The 13,958-nt window shown below is 42.0% G+C and carries 17 protein-coding genes; 1 reads left to right on the top strand and 16 read right to left on the bottom strand.

Annotated features, from left to right (window positions below; all coding sequences use genetic code 11):
- Positions 1–10: 10 nt before the first annotated feature.
- From K1I97_RS07810 to tgt, 16 genes are all read right to left on the bottom strand, one after another.
- Positions 11–823, bottom strand: a complete 813-nt coding sequence (locus K1I97_RS07810; protein WP_223332030.1) for a membrane protein insertase YidC — start codon at positions 821–823, stop codon at positions 11–13.
- Positions 798–1,169 carry a ribonuclease P protein component gene (rnpA, locus tag K1I97_RS07805; protein WP_195217489.1) on the bottom strand — a complete coding sequence of 124 codons (372 nt, stop codon included), beginning with the start codon at positions 1,167–1,169 and terminating at the stop codon, positions 798–800. The genes K1I97_RS07810 and rnpA overlap by 26 nt, the downstream gene beginning before the upstream one ends.
- Positions 1,170–1,317: 148 nt before the next feature.
- Complete coding sequence (locus tag K1I97_RS07800) at positions 1,318–2,508, bottom strand: acetate kinase (protein ID WP_223332031.1); 1,191 nt, start codon at positions 2,506–2,508, stop codon at positions 1,318–1,320.
- A 49-nt stretch (positions 2,509–2,557) separates the two neighbouring features.
- Complete coding sequence (locus tag K1I97_RS07795; protein ID WP_223332032.1) at positions 2,558–3,511, bottom strand: class I SAM-dependent methyltransferase; 954 nt, start codon at positions 3,509–3,511, stop codon at positions 2,558–2,560.
- A 58-nt stretch (positions 3,512–3,569) separates the two neighbouring features.
- Complete coding sequence (locus K1I97_RS07790) at positions 3,570–4,160, bottom strand: class I SAM-dependent methyltransferase (protein ID WP_223332033.1); 591 nt, start codon at positions 4,158–4,160, stop codon at positions 3,570–3,572.
- Positions 4,161–4,192: 32 nt separating this feature from the next.
- Entirely contained in the window at positions 4,193–4,606 is a 414-nt protein-coding gene (gene comGG, locus K1I97_RS07785; RefSeq protein ID WP_223332034.1) for a competence type IV pilus minor pilin ComGG, read from the bottom strand.
- Entirely contained in the window at positions 4,584–5,045 is a 462-nt protein-coding gene (gene comGF, locus K1I97_RS07780; RefSeq protein WP_223332035.1) for a competence type IV pilus minor pilin ComGF, read from the bottom strand. Before comGF ends, comGG begins: the two co-directional genes overlap by 23 nt.
- The gene (gene comGE / locus K1I97_RS07775; protein ID WP_223327373.1) at positions 5,008–5,310 is read right to left on the bottom strand and encodes a competence type IV pilus minor pilin ComGE; all 303 of its coding nucleotides are present in this window, start codon (positions 5,308–5,310) and stop codon (positions 5,008–5,010) included. The genes comGF and comGE overlap by 38 nt, the downstream gene beginning before the upstream one ends.
- The gene (gene comGD, locus K1I97_RS07770; RefSeq protein ID WP_223332036.1) at positions 5,273–5,707 is read right to left on the bottom strand and encodes a competence type IV pilus minor pilin ComGD; all 435 of its coding nucleotides are present in this window, start codon (positions 5,705–5,707) and stop codon (positions 5,273–5,275) included. Before comGD ends, comGE begins: the two co-directional genes overlap by 38 nt.
- On the bottom strand, positions 5,670–5,993 hold the full coding sequence (comGC, locus tag K1I97_RS07765) for a competence type IV pilus major pilin ComGC (RefSeq protein ID WP_000735797.1): 324 nt from the start codon (positions 5,991–5,993) through the stop codon (positions 5,670–5,672). Before comGC ends, comGD begins: the two co-directional genes overlap by 38 nt.
- Position 5,994: 1 nt before the next feature.
- The gene (gene comGB, locus K1I97_RS07760; protein WP_223332072.1) at positions 5,995–7,011 is read right to left on the bottom strand and encodes a competence type IV pilus assembly protein ComGB; all 1,017 of its coding nucleotides are present in this window, start codon (positions 7,009–7,011) and stop codon (positions 5,995–5,997) included.
- Entirely contained in the window at positions 6,959–7,900 is a 942-nt protein-coding gene (gene comGA / locus K1I97_RS07755; RefSeq protein ID WP_223332037.1) for a competence type IV pilus ATPase ComGA, read from the bottom strand. The genes comGB and comGA overlap by 53 nt, the downstream gene beginning before the upstream one ends.
- A 64-nt stretch (positions 7,901–7,964) precedes the next feature.
- Entirely contained in the window at positions 7,965–8,330 is a 366-nt protein-coding gene (locus tag K1I97_RS07750; protein ID WP_000286399.1) for a DUF1033 family protein, read from the bottom strand.
- Positions 8,331–8,482: 152 nt separating this feature from the next.
- A complete protein-coding gene (gene nagA, locus K1I97_RS07745) occupies positions 8,483–9,634 on the bottom strand; it encodes an N-acetylglucosamine-6-phosphate deacetylase (RefSeq protein ID WP_223332038.1) in 1,152 nt (383 codons plus the stop codon).
- Positions 9,635–9,774: 140 nt separating this feature from the next.
- Positions 9,775–11,592: an acyltransferase family protein gene (locus tag K1I97_RS07740; RefSeq protein ID WP_223332039.1), complete on the bottom strand. Its 1,818-nt coding sequence runs from the start codon at positions 11,590–11,592 to the stop codon at positions 9,775–9,777.
- A 133-nt stretch (positions 11,593–11,725) separates the two neighbouring features.
- Complete coding sequence (gene tgt / locus K1I97_RS07735; RefSeq protein WP_223332040.1) at positions 11,726–12,868, bottom strand: tRNA guanosine(34) transglycosylase Tgt; 1,143 nt, start codon at positions 12,866–12,868, stop codon at positions 11,726–11,728.
- A 116-nt stretch (positions 12,869–12,984) separates the two neighbouring features.
- On the opposite strand from tgt, the gene K1I97_RS07730 reads away from it, so the two are divergent.
- Positions 12,985–13,842 carry a DUF975 family protein gene (locus K1I97_RS07730; protein WP_223332041.1) on the top strand — a complete coding sequence of 286 codons (858 nt, stop codon included), beginning with the start codon at positions 12,985–12,987 and terminating at the stop codon, positions 13,840–13,842.
- Positions 13,843–13,958: the final 116 nt, after the last annotated feature.

The following is a 13,958-nucleotide window of genomic DNA, read 5'->3' as shown; positions in this document are numbered from 1 at the left end:
TTCCTCCTTATTACTTCATTTTTTGAGCCTTTTTCTTGGCTTTTCTTTTTCTGTTTTCCAAATCTTTTTTAGCTTGTACTTCTGCTTCGCGCGCTGCAATAATCTTAAAAGGATTATTTAAGAAGTAAGTCTGCAAAACTTGATAAGCATTGGATACTGCCCAGTACAATGCTACACCACTAGGCGAAGAGATGGCAAAGATAAAAATTAGTACCGGCATCCCGTACATCATCCCTGTCATAGCTCCACTTTTTTCGGGTAAAGCTTTATTCGATAACCAACTACTCAAGAAGGTAAAGACTGCCGCCAAAATCGGAAGGACAAAACTTGTATCTACTCCTCCCAAATTAATCCATAAAAAGTGACCTGTTTTTAAAAAGTCTACTCGACTCAAGGCTTGAAAGAGCGCCAAGAGAACCGGCATTTGTATTAAAATTGGCCAGAGAGAGGATGAATGCTTGATCCCTAACTCTTTATAGACCTTACGCATCTCCTGGTCTAGCTTGGTTCTACTTTCCATATCACGACCCGGATATTGCTCTCGCAAAGCCTTGATGCGTGGTTGGGCTTCTTGCATTTTTCTAGAGGCAACCATCTGTGTCTGAAAAACTGGCAATAAAATCGTCCGAATCAATATTGTGAAGAGAATAATCCCCACTCCGATACTAATGTCAAAGGACAAAAAGCGGATGATTTCAGCAAAAAAATAGACAAATTTACTCCATATATCTGTAGAATCTGCTGTAACATCGCTTGTCCCACAGGCCGTCATGACAACTAAAGACAAGCCCAACAAACTAGTCAACTGTAGTTTCTTTTTCACTCCCATTTCCTTCCTGGTAAATCTTTGATAACTTTAATACGTGGAGTAGGTTTTTCTCCATCTCTGCATATTCCAAGGTTTCCACCCCTTTTCGGGCAATCACGACAAAATCAACATGCTCTACTAAACTCCCTTTTACACTTTGTAGAATGTGTCGGATTCGTCTCTTAATTTGATTTCTGGTAACTGCATTCCCCAGCTTTTTGCTGACGGACAGTCCTACTCGAAAATGGTTTTGCTGGTTTTCCAATTGGTAGACAACAAATTTTCGATTAGCAAAACTTGTTCCGTCTTTGAAAATCGCCTTAAAATCTTTCTCTCTTTTTACACGAAAGTTTTTCTTCAAAACTCAACTCCATCTATTAAATTACTACTATTATACCATATTTTTCGAAAAAGCCAATAACAGCAAGGTTTTAGAGATTTCCCCAAGCAAAAAAGCTGGAGAGCAAACTCTCCAACTCTTTTTACATGTACATTAGTTCTTATTTTAGTTATTTTTTGAATCGTTCAACATCACGTGCGATGACCAATTCTTCATCTGTTGGGATTACCAAGACACGGATTTTCGCTGCGTCAGTTGAGATGTCTCCAGTCACACCAAAGACGTTCTTTTCTGGATCCACATCACATCCAAACCAAGAAATTCCTGAAATAATATCTCCACGTACTGCTGTGGCATTTTCACCAACACCAGCTGTAAAGATAATCGCATCTGCACCGTTCAAAACTGCCAAATACTGACCAATGTATTTTTGAATACGATCAATATACATCTCATAGGCCAAGGTCGCATTATGGTCGCCTGCCTTTACTGCAGCCATAACATCACGCATGTCACTTGATTTTTCAGACACACCTAAAAGCCCAGACTCACGATTGAGAATACGACTGATATCTTCTGGTGTATTGAAGTCCTCTGTATATTGCATGAGATAAGGAATGATAGCGGGATCGATATCGCCTGTACGAGTCCCCATCATGATACCACCAAGTGGGGTGAATCCCATAGAGGTATCAACAGACTGACCACCTTTGACAGCTGTAATAGAAGCACCATTACCAATATGGCAGGTAATCAGTTTCAAGTCTTCTAGTGGTCGACCCAAAACTTTAGCTGCTTCTTCTGCCACAAACTGATGGCTTGTCCCGTGAGCCCCATACTTACGAACTTTATTTTCAGTGTAGTATTGGTTTGGAAGAGGGTAGCGATATGCTTTTTCTGGCATGGTTGTATGGAATGATGTATCAAAAACAACAACGCTGGTAATATCTGGAAGCAACTCCTTGAAGGCACGAATTCCTGCTGCATTGGCTGGATTGTGAAGAGGAGCCAAGAGGCCCAACTCTTCAACCTTTTCTAAAACATCTCCCTCTACCAAGGTTGACTCTTTGAAATATTCACCACCAGCCACGACACGGTGCCCGACACCAGTAATTTCATCATAACCTTTGATAATGTCAAAACGAATCAAATCATCCAACAAGATTTTAACGGCTTTTGTGTGGTCGTCAATATCAAGAATTTGTTGTTCAGAACGTCCGTCAAATTTTACAGTTGAAATAGAGTCCTTCAAACCGATGCGTTCAATCAAGCCTTTCGCCAATACTACTTCTTCTGGCATTTGATAGAGTTGCCATTTCAAACTTGAGCTTCCTGCATTGATTGCAATTGTTTTTGTCATAAGATGATACCCCTTTTAAGCGTTTTCATCCATTATAACAAATTCTTGCTTAATTTTCAGTACCTTGACTCCATTTTTGAAAATTTTCTTTAAATTTCATTAGTGCAGCTGGATCTTGCAAGCTTTCTAGCGGATAGATAAACGGAACCAACTCCTCTTCAGCTTTCTTTTGTAAAACAAAGATTGTCTTGGCTTGGCTAGCATGAGAAAATAGTGTCTCTGGCAAGCTAATCATCGCAACTAAGCTCGCTTTCTCTTTAAGCCATCCTTTTAATAAGTCACTTTGAGGACTGGTTAGTAAATCACTCGGAGCCAGAAAAATAGCGTAGCCATCTGACTTGAGGTACTTGAGCCCTTGCTCCATGAGCAAATGATGAGCATAGGTACGTTCTTGATTAGAAGCCACTTGATATCGAGAGGCGATGGAATCGTCTGGGTAATAGCCAACAGGCAAGTCACTGATGACCACATCGCTTTCTTTAAGCATTTGCGGACGAACGGCGTCACCCTGAACAAAACCAGCCTGCAAACCAATCACATCTGCCATACTAGCTGCCAAATCAATCAGCAAGTCGTCCACTTCAATTCCCAAGTAATCCACTTTTTTAGCAAGAGAAGTCAAAAAAGTAGCACCCAGAATTCCCATTCCAGAACCGATTTCGAGGATGCTAATTTCCTCTTGATCAAGCAATTCTTCCACAACAAGTACCAAGAGGAGGGCAATGGCATCTGGTGTAAACTGGTGATTGGCCTGTAAAGGTTCCGTTTGTCCTGCCTTCATCAAGAGAAACTGGTAGGTCTTGAGCCACTCTTCCTTGCGAAGCGCTAAGCGTTTAAGGGCTTGATTGTTCTCCTTGACCTGTTCTAGATCGGTCTCGCCATCTAGATAGATACTATTTTGCTCTACCAAGGCGTCATAAAAGTTGGTCACCAAATCACTTTGGATGACTTGGACATTCTCTAGTAAATACGTATAAGCTTGTTCAATTTTTTCAAAATCCATATTCCTATCTTATCAAATTTCCCTCCTTTTTTCCATTTGAAGAGAAAAAATCACTACTTTAGTCAGCGAGTGATTTTTGGGCTACTGTTAAAAAGAGTTCTGCGTAATTTCCTAGGAAAAGACCTTCAGCACTATAGAGGATCTGACTGTCAATGCTTGAAAAACTAAACTGGGCGAGCTTGGTTTCCAGTTCAGCTAAATCAAAACCATGGTGATTGGTATCTGTCTTGACAAAATCAGCAATAAGCACTTGTCCATTCTCCCTAAGATGATGGTGAAACATGGCAAGAGTCGCATCTAGATCAGGCATATGATGAAGAACCCGACTGACAATAATCAGGTCAAATTGCTGTTCCAAGGGATTCACCAGTAAATCCTGCTCCAAAAACTGGATATTCTTGATTTCTTGTTGCTCTGCTTTCAAACGGGCTTGCTCCAGCATTTTCTCCGAGATGTCTACCAGTGTGACAGACTTAGCCTGCTTTGCTAAGGGCAAGGTTAATAGACCCGTCCCACCACCGAAATCCAATATTTCCTTGTCTGATAGAAAATCAATCTGTTTTTCAACTGCTTGACAAACCAAGTTTGCAAGAAAGATATTTTTGGGCGAATCAAAGGTTTCTGCTTTGTGATTAAAATCATGTTTCATGCTTTTAGTTTAACACAAAGAAGTTGAATTGACTAGGTATTATCTTTCTTATCTGCCTTATCGTCTGTTTTTTGTTGATTTGGTTCTTGGCTTGAATCAGTCGCTACTTGTTCCTTTTTATCCGTTTTCTCTTCTTTGATTTTCCTTGAAGGTAAGAGAAATTCATAGTTGCTCTTATTCAGACGAACACTTGTTGCAAAAACTGTTTTCGTATTTTGATAAGTAACTTTTCCTAGGTTAAAGACTCGTTCACCACTTTCTTGCTCAGCCTTATCTTTACTTCGCTTGGCCATGGCAAAAGCAGCCAACTTTTCTTTGTTTAGGACAAAGTCTTTGTGATGGGCAACTTGCCGATTCAAATAAAACTGCAACAAAAGACTAAAGATAGCTGCCATAGTGACTGCATATAGGAGAACACCTGCCTTAACTTTTTGCTTTTTCCACACGATAGATGAACTCCCTTTCTAAGCCTTTTTGAAATTGGAAGCGAAAGCGAACCAATTGATTTTCCTCTGTAATCTGAGCTAATTTAAGTCCATAAACCATAGGTTGATAGCCCCGGCCACTGCTATCGGTCTTCCGAAAGTCGTCCGATTTGGACTTGCCCATAGCAATATCCTTGCCATCTTGCTTCACATAGAGGCGATTGCCTTCTACCTTTTCAAACTGCGAACGCTCTAACTCCGCCTCCAGCTGATCCACAAACAAGAGCCACTCCTTTTGCTCGCTTTGCTGCTGGTAACGAACTTCCGAAATAAGGAGCTGGCTCATAGCTTGAAAGAGGAGCAAGCCTCCGCTAATGACGATAAGGGCAACCAGAGATTCTAATAGAGTGAACGCTCTTACCTTACTGCTCTTTAAGGTCGAGCAACTTCTCTGAACCATGGTAGACCTCCAATCCTTTTTCATTAAAATACACCTGAATCTCCACTCCATTTACCTTTACCTGATTTTGACCTGTCTGCAGAGCCATCTTCGCCACACGCAAGACTTCTTCCTTTTGCAAGATTTCTGCCTCTTCTTGTCTATTTTTCTGAATTTGTCCCAAGAGGAGGGTTGCAATACTGGCAAATATGGCTAGCGCTACTACTGCTTCTAGTAAGATCACTGCCTTAATTTTTAGTTTCCTTAATGCGTTTAATTTTCCCATTTCCTAGATATAATTGATAGCGAATCACTCCTTTGCTAGTCTGAAATTCAACCTTAGCCAGGGACGAATTGCCCCCAGCTCGATCAAAATGAATCGTTTGTCCAGATGGTGCATGAATCCCTTTGGGAACAGTCAACTTCTGACTACCATTGTTGATTGTCTGCCCATCTAAGTTCAAGCTGGTCTTTTGCTGACTGGCTAGACTGCGTTTTTGAGTTTCCCGATAGAGTTCTTCAAATTCCATAAAGAAAATCTGCTCCTCTACCGCTGCAAAACTGGACTGGACTGAACCAGACAAGCCCAAGGCAATGATACTCACAAGCCCCAAAACCAAGAGACTTTCTAACATGGTAAAGGCCTTAATCCGCAACAGTTTGACTTGTTTTTTGTTTTGCATGGTATTCTTTATAAGCCTTGGCTTGCTCTGCTGTGATGCGACCGTCTGCCTGTAATTTACTTAAACTAGCATCTTCATTCTTGTCCAGACTATAGAGTTCTGCCTGACTTTCCACCACCTTAACAACAGCAGCTTTTCCTTTGTCATTCACTGCATCCTTTTGTTTGGTCAAATTAGGCACAAAGAGCAAGAGAAGTACGCTAATGATTAAAAGGACCACCAACATTTCCACGAGAGTAAAGGCTTTCGCCTTGGCTTTTTTCAAATTTGTCATAAGTTTTTTCATTCTAAAAATTTACCTCCATATTTTGATACATGGGCATAAGCATTGCCGCATAAAGTAAAACGATAATCAGGGCCACAAAGATAAAGACCAGTGGCTGCACCAAATTCATGGTGCGGTTGACTCGGGTAAAAAAGGCTTCCCAAGTCTTTTCTGCATAGATTTCCAACTCATTCCCCAGCTTGGATTTGACTTCTCCATACTCGATGATGAGACTTAACTCCCTCTTAAAAAATGGATAAGTCGCTATAGTCTGAGAAAATTCCTGACCATTTTGCAGGGCTTGAGCCAGATCTTGACCGATTTCTTTAAAAAGCTGGGAACCTTGTTCCTTCATCATCTGAAAGATCTGCGTCAGCTCCATTCCCTGCGAAATCATATTGCCCCATTCACGCGCGTAATAAGCTGTCAGATAGGTCTGGACAAAGATTCCTAGAAAGGGAATCCGTGCTAGCATCGAAAAGACCCGCATCTTGGAACTTCTTTTGTAGAAAGTGAGGGCTAAAAGTAGGGACAGAGAGCAAACCAACACTAGCCCCAGAAAAATTTGTGGCAGATTGCCAATGATTTGGGTGGCGATATTGCTACTGTCCAGTTGGGGAAGTAGATAGTTTCTCAACCCCAGCATGATTAGCAGGAGAAATCCCAGCAAAATCAGAGGATAGGTCGCCACTTCGATTAACTTTTTCTTGACCTTGGCCAAATTATCCAGATATTCTTCTATCTTTCCCAAACTCAGATGAAGATTCCCGTGAACTTCAGCTAGGGATAGCTGGGTCACAATGGCACTTGAAAACCCCAAGCTGTTCATCATTTCTGAGAAAGATTTCCCCTGAGACAAGCCTTGGTGCATTTGAGCCACATAGTCCTTTTCCAGCAGGGCACTTCTGCCCAAAAAAGAAATAATTTCCACCAAGTGAAATCCACTAGAGAAGAGATTGTTAAACAGGGTGATGATCTTCTTCTGCTTAGCTGTAGCTAATTTTTTCCGTTTCAGCCTGAAGACTTGTGATATGTCCATCTTTAAGAAGCTGGTCAATCTGCGCATTCCAGCTAGTTGGCTGGTGTTCTTGATAGTCTTTGTTTGCAAAGTCAACAATTCCTCCTCCCCCGATTAATCTCTGGTAACAGACACCTTGTAGGACAACTGCTAGTTCCTCCTCCGTCACACCCAACTCCAGAAGCCGCTCATAAACACCTCGGATACTCTTGGCATGAATGGTTGAAAAAACTGTCGCACCTGTCAAACTGGCTCTGACAACCGCACGCGCCGTCTCACTGTCCCGAATTTCTCCGATAATCAAGAGGTCCGGACGATGCCGGAGAGACAGTTTGATCAGATTTTCATAGGTCAGTCCGATTGCTTCATTCAACTGTAACTGGAGCATGTCTTCCTGCTTGATCTCAACAGGATCTTCGATGGACATAACCTGCTGCCCCTTAAATAGAGACTTAGCTAATTCATGCATCAGCGTCGTCTTGCCACTTCCGACTGGACCTGCAAATAGATAGAGGCCCCTTTGCCTGTACTGCTTGCCCAGTTCTCCAATATCCTGAAACCAGAAATGCAGATCCTGCTCCTCATCGTGTAACAAACGAATGACCAAACTCTCATGCCCCCGATAATCTCCCACGGTGGACAAACGCAGAGAAGAAACCTTTTCGTCATACTGATAATCACAAGAACCCAGCTGACTGCGGCGTTTTTCTCCGACATTCATACCCGCTACAAACTTGAAATGACTAATCACAGCAGCTAAAACATCAAACTCATAGGAGTCAACGAGACACCGTTCGTCTCCAATCCGCATGTGAAGCTCGTAGAACTTTTCCTTGGGGATAAAATAGATATCCTGAGCCTTCTTTTCTTTCGCAGTAGTAATAATTTTCTGTGCAATTTCTTGTACCATACCGCCCTCCTTATCTAACTATTCGCAAAAAAAAATAAAAAAAGCAACTTAAAAAGTTACTTTTTTATCTCCATTTCATGCGGCAAGAACGATGTTTTTCTTGACCTGTTTGTTTTTCATAGCCTGGACGTAGCTTTTCATCGGGGATGACTTGCTCATCCTGTAAAAGAGCCAAAGAATGATACTGCTGCAAATACTCATCACACTCATCACACCAGCGTTGGTCTGCAGGATCCCAAAAAATAGTCATCAAATCGCTCCGACTCTTATAAAGAGGATTCTTCTTTTCCAACTCAAACCAGCATGATTTATAATATTTTAGAGCATCATAATACTTGTCAAAAGATTGACTCATGATGACATCTTCTTCCCAGCCTTCTATAAACCACCACGGTTCAAAATCCCCATACATTTCTATAACACGATACATTCTTACTACTTCCTTTGTATCGTATATTATAACGAATTTTCTAGAACAATGAAAGGATTTTGCTTGCCTTTCCCATCAGGAAGACTTCTTTAAATACCCTTTTCAGCCTATCAAAAAAATAGGAGTCCTCTACTGACCCCCATTTTATCATCTTAGGCTTGATAACGTTTCACACCATCTAGGTAGGTTGCTACCAATTCCAAATCTTTATCTAGGACGATAAAGTCAGCATCATAACCTTCACGGATTTGACCGCACACATCATCGATGTGAACAGATTTTGCTGGGTTGAGGCTGGCCATCATGACTGCTTCATGCGGATTCGCAATGCCCCATTCGACTACATTCTTCAAACCATCTTTGAGTTTGAGGATAGAACCTGCCAAGTTACCTGTAGATTTGAGGCGAGCCGTTCCATTGGCAACCACTACTGGGAATTCTCCCAACATGTAGTCTCCATCTTCCAAGCCACCAGCTGTCATACAGTCTGTGATAAGGGCAATATTTTCAGTTCCCTTTTGTTTGAGCAAAATGTCACAGGCCTTTGGATCCACGTGGTGACCGTCACAGATCAACTCTGCATAGGTATGAGGCAATTGATACATGGCTCCAACCATACCGAGTTCACGGTGAGTCAACCCACGCATCCCGTTGTAGGCATGTACCCAAACACTTGCTCCAGCATCAACTGCTTTTTTAGCCTCATCAAAAGTCGCATTTGAGTGTCCAAGAGCAACGGTCACACCTTCACCCGTAAGCGTGCGAACAAAGTCTTCTACACCTTCACGTTCTGGCGCAAGGGCAATTTTATTAAGCAAGCCATTTGCTGCTTTTTGCCAAGCACGAAACTCATCCATACGAGGATCTTTCATGTAAGCAGGGTTTTGAGCTCCTTTGTATTTCTCTGTGAAATAAGGGCCTTCAAAATAGATCCCACGAATCTTGGCTCCACTTGCTTCCTGGTAACGAGCACCGATATTTTCAGTTACCGCAAGCAACTGCTCGTAAGAGGAAGTCAACGTCGTTGGCAAGAAGCTGGTAACACCTGTGCTAAGCAATCCTTCACTCATGGTATGAAGGGTTCCTTCGATATTATTATCCATGACATCGACACCGCCAAATCCATGAATATGGGTATCCACAAGTCCTGGGGCAATGCTATAACCGGTATAGTCAATCACCTCAGCTCCTTCAGGAATCTGTTCTACATGCTTGCCAAACTTGCCATCCACAAGTTCCAAGTAACCGCCACGACGAACTCCGTGTGGGTAGAAAAACTGATCCGCTTTAATATAATTAGGCATAATGATAACCTCCTTGATAGATTGATTCTAGAATTTATTATGTCAATTACATTATAAACCTTTCTTTTTCATTTGTAAATGGTATAGACCTATTTTCTAGAGATATTTTAAAAGAGCTGGATTTCTCCAACTCTTTGATCTTATTTTGATTTCACAGGCAGTTCTTGAGCAGCCTTAACAGCAGCTGCAATCGTCTCTGCGTAAAGTTTAGCACCTTCTTCAATCATGTTGCTATCATTTCCAAAGTGGACTTGATCAGTTCCAGCCCAGATTTCAGGGTGTTCCTTAGCGACCTTATTCCAGTCAGCGATGCTCACATATGGGTTCTTTTCAGCTAATTCTCTCGCATAAGCCGCATACTGCTCCACTGATGTATAAGTGTCCTTGCTCTTATCTCCCTCATAAGGGGTCACCAGTATCAGATGGTGTCCTTTCGGTAGATTGTTCACGATGCTGTCCAAGTCATTCTTATAACCTTCAGGATTGTTGACTCCCGTTGCAATGACAACAGTTTTTAGCAGCGCCTTATTCTGACTGTTATTGAGCATGATGTCATTAGCTTGCTTGGTCGTCCGACTAACCTGAGCATTGATATTTGCATCAGGAAGCGCCTCTTTTAAGGCTGTATTGGCACGTAAGGCTACCGAATCTCCTACTAGGCTTGTTCCCTCAGAAATTCCTAGACGACTGACTTCAGCTTGTTCAGCAAGAGTCTTTGTTTGTCCAATATTGGTCTGAGCTTGCTTGAAACCATTGACCATCAAGTCTGTCTCAAAAGCTCCAACTTGAGGAGCCATAGCTATGATAATCAAAGTAAGTAAGGAAAGGGCACTCACAACACTAGCACTAATAGGTTTGATATGGTGCAGTTTAGTGATTTTTCTAACTAAAGCGTTGGTCTTACCAGCAATCAATGGCTCAATAATATAGAAGGATAGGATAGCGAAGAAATAGGAAAAGATGATTGTCAGAATAACAGCAGGCAGATTGCTCATCAGCTGAGAAAAGATAATATAAAAAGGCCAGTGGAAAAGATAAACCGCGTAGCTGGTATCCGCTAAAAATGTAATGATCCGAGGTTCTTGTATCTCAGGCGTTTTCTCATGCAAGACACGCGCAGCAAAAATCATGGTCACTGCCGCTAAACTTGCTAGCAAGAAGCCAAATAAGTACGCAAACAGGTAGGTGAACTTGACAAAGAAAGTCAAGAGTATTAACACCAAGAGACCTGCAACAAATACCAGTAGATTCTGACGAATATCCCATGTCCGGTCAAACTGCTTGACTAAATCGCTCGTCTGACGAACCCCTACAACTGTCGCCAAAATGCTTCCTAAAAAGAAGGGATAAACATGGGTTAAACTTGAAAAGTAGACAGATGAATAGGAACTAGCCATTAGACTACCAATAAACATGGAGAAAAAGCTAATGATAAAAGCTCCAGCAGAAAGAAGAAAGACCATCCCTCTCAATTGACTACTAGATTTTGAACGTTTCGATAAGAACCAAACCGCTAAGCCCCAAAGGATATAGTAGTGAACCTCAACAGCTAGACTCCAGTTGTGAACAAAGAGATGCGGAATGAACTGGGATTCATAACTGCCCCCTGTTAACATTTCGTAGAAGTTGGTCATAAAACCGAGAACTCCAGCTATCTGGCCACCAATTCCAGCAACATAGTCTTGACGAACCAAGAAAGTAAAAGGCATTGTCACCAAGACCATCAGCACCACAGGTGGCACGATGCGGTAAAACCGTCTCTTAAAAAAGCCCAGTAAATCAATCTGACGTGCCTTCCCAAATTCTTCTAAAAGGAGGGAAGTGATCAAAAATCCTGAAAAAATGAAAAAGACATCTACCCCAAAGAATCCTCCAGGAAAGATCGTTTGAAAGAAGTGGTACAAAAGCACCAAAAGTAAACCTGTAATCCTAATCAAGGAAAACCATTTAATACGCATACGAGTCTATTCTCCATTAAATTAGGAAGCAAAACACCACCTAATTTCCATTCCATTATACTCCCTATTCTATCAAAAAAATAGGAAAAATCCTAAGAGAAAACTTAGGATTTTGGCATTCTAATTTTACACTTTAAAAATTGCGTCCTGACTTGTTGTAGCCATATTTTTCTACAAAATACTCACGAAATTCCAAGAGATTGTCATCCATAATGGCTTGACGCACTTGCTTCATCAGGTTAAGCAAGAAGTAAAGATTATGGTAGCTAGTCAAGCGGATACCAAAGGTTTCGTCAGCCTTGAGCAAGTGACGAAGATAGGCGCGTGTGTAGTTCTTACATGTGTAGCAATCACACTCAGGATCCAGTGGCGTAAAGTCCTCAGCGAATTGGGCATTTTTGACAACCAAACGACCTTGGCTGGTCATACAAGTCCCGTTACGAGCGATACGAGTCGGCAAGACACAGTCAAACATATCCACACCACGAATAACTCCATCGATCAAGCTATCTGGCGCTCCCACACCCATCAAATAGCGAGGTTTGTTTTCAGGTAGCAGTTGAGTTGTGAAGTCCAAGACTGCATTCATTTCTTCGTGCGTTTCACCCACCGCTAAACCACCGATAGAGTATCCTGGGAAATCCATGCTGACAAGGTCGTGAGCTGACTGACGGCGAAGGTCTTCAAATCCTGCCCCCTGCACAATTCCAAATAATCCTTGATCATGCGGACGACGGTGAGACTTTAAACCACGCTCAGCCCAACGACTGGTACGCTCAATGGATTTCTTAACGTAGTCGTAAGGTTGGTAAAACTGAGGACATTCGTCAAAGGACATCATGATGTCTGAACCTAGATTGTTCTGAATAGAAATAGCCTTTTCTGGCGATAGGAACATCTTGGAACCATTGAGATGGTTTTTAAAGGTTACCCCTTCTTCGGTGATATTTCGGCTATCTGCTAGGGAATAAACCTGGAAACCACCACTATCCGTCAAGATTGGCTGGTCCCAGTTCATGAACTTGTGGAGACCGCCTGCGCGTGCGATGAGTTCATCTCCCGGACGAAGCCATAGATGATAGGTATTGGAGAGGATAATCCCTGATCCCACCTCCTTCAACTCCTCTGGTGACTGGGTTTTGACAGTAGCTTGGGTCCCAACTGGCATAAACATAGGCGTTGGGAAGGTGCCATGCGGGGTGATGATTTCTCCTAGACGAGCTCCCGTATGTTTTTCTTTCTTAATCAAACGGTATTTGATTGGTGAATCTGACATTTTCTACCTCCGAAGCTGGGAAAGACAGTCCCAGTTCATACTTTGTGCCCAAAGGCATACTGTATGATTTTATCAAAAAAACTAGGAACTGTCACGAACTATGGTATAATGAAAGAATGAAATACCCAAAAATTGATTTAAAAATCATCCGTCTGCAGACTAGGCAATTTCAGGTCGAAAATCCCCGCCTCTTTCTCGTCTATCTCTTACCTAGCATACTGGTCATCTTATCAGGCTTTCTCAACCCCTTGGCTCGTCTCCAAGAAAATGTTTTAGAGCAATCCTTTTTCAGCATGCTAGCACAAGTGCTCCAAGCCTATCTCTTCCCACTAGTAGTTTCTTTTGTAAGCACGATTTTTCTAGCAGGTGCTGCTTTTGCGACACTCAGACTCCTCAAGAATCCTGACACAGAACTCTCAGTAAAATCAAGTCTGGCCCTCTTTGCTGAAGAGCGCTTCTCGCAAACCTTCCTGACCCTACTCCTCAAACGTTTCTACCTCTTTTTATGGAGCATTCCAAACTTAGTAGGCGTTTATTTTCTCTTTTATAGCAATCTCTTGGCTCGGAGATTTGTAGCCCTACATCCTGAATTTCCAAAATTAGACCTCTCATCCGTTGAAACCGAGCAGTTCCTTATGACCTTTGGCCTCTACTTTTTCGCGAGTCTCATCTTGATGATTGTGGGAAACATCCTCTACGTTCCGCAACATTATGCCTACTCGCAGGTAGAATTCCTCCTCTGCGATACTCTGGATTTAGGACAGGCTAAACCCCGTCAAATCCTGAAAACCAGCCGTTTCTTGATGAAGGGTTACAAGTTTCAACGCTTTGTCCTCGACCTACAACTACTCCCTTGGTACTTCCTTAACTGGATCACCTTTGGAATTGCTAGCTTTTCACTCCTTCCCTATATCCAAAACAATCACATCTTCTTTTACAGAGCCCTACTAGCCCGTAAACGTCGAAATGGATAAAAATCTAAAAAAGCAATATCTTTATTCTAACTGTAATCGTCGCATAAGATGTGAACATTATTCAACTTTTAGATGGCTTTAAGAGAGGAATCTTGTTTCTAATCCATCTATCTCCA

Origin of the sequence: Streptococcus oralis (genome assembly GCF_019929345.1) — a bacterium.
Classification (GTDB): domain Bacteria; phylum Bacillota; class Bacilli; order Lactobacillales; family Streptococcaceae; genus Streptococcus.
The sequence above is the reverse complement of the archived record's forward strand: the minus strand, read 5'-3'. Positions and strand labels throughout refer to the sequence as shown.

What these genes read in the sequence shown, in the direction of transcription:
- K1I97_RS07800 (WP_223332031.1), bottom strand. Translation starts at nt 2,508, where the DNA reads ATGACAAAAACAATTGCAATCAATGCAGGAAGCTCAAGTTTGAAATGG.
- K1I97_RS07795 (WP_223332032.1), bottom strand. Translation starts at nt 3,511, where the DNA reads ATGGATTTTGAAAAAATTGAACAAGCTTATACGTATTTACTAGAGAAT.
- K1I97_RS07790 (WP_223332033.1), bottom strand. Translation starts at nt 4,160, where the DNA reads ATGAAACATGATTTTAATCACAAAGCAGAAACCTTTGATTCGCCCAAA.
- comGF (WP_223332035.1), bottom strand. Translation starts at nt 5,045, where the DNA reads ATGGTTCAGAGAAGTTGCTCGACCTTAAAGAGCAGTAAGGTAAGAGCG.
- comGE (WP_223327373.1), bottom strand. Translation starts at nt 5,310, where the DNA reads ATGGGAAAATTAAACGCATTAAGGAAACTAAAAATTAAGGCAGTGATC.
- comGD (WP_223332036.1), bottom strand. Translation starts at nt 5,707, where the DNA reads ATGCAAAACAAAAAACAAGTCAAACTGTTGCGGATTAAGGCCTTTACC.
- comGC (WP_000735797.1), bottom strand. Translation starts at nt 5,993, where the DNA reads ATGAAAAAACTTATGACAAATTTGAAAAAAGCCAAGGCGAAAGCCTTT.
- comGB (WP_223332072.1), bottom strand. Translation starts at nt 7,011, where the DNA reads ATGGACATATCACAAGTCTTCAGGCTGAAACGGAAAAAATTAGCTACA.
- comGA (WP_223332037.1), bottom strand. Translation starts at nt 7,900, where the DNA reads ATGGTACAAGAAATTGCACAGAAAATTATTACTACTGCGAAAGAAAAG.
- K1I97_RS07750 (WP_000286399.1), bottom strand. Translation starts at nt 8,330, where the DNA reads ATGTATCGTGTTATAGAAATGTATGGGGATTTTGAACCGTGGTGGTTT.
- nagA (WP_223332038.1), bottom strand. Translation starts at nt 9,634, where the DNA reads ATGCCTAATTATATTAAAGCGGATCAGTTTTTCTACCCACACGGAGTT.
- K1I97_RS07740 (WP_223332039.1), bottom strand. Translation starts at nt 11,592, where the DNA reads ATGCGTATTAAATGGTTTTCCTTGATTAGGATTACAGGTTTACTTTTG.
- tgt (WP_223332040.1), bottom strand. Translation starts at nt 12,868, where the DNA reads ATGTCAGATTCACCAATCAAATACCGTTTGATTAAGAAAGAAAAACAT.
- K1I97_RS07730 (WP_223332041.1), top strand. Translation starts at nt 12,985, where the DNA reads ATGAAATACCCAAAAATTGATTTAAAAATCATCCGTCTGCAGACTAGG.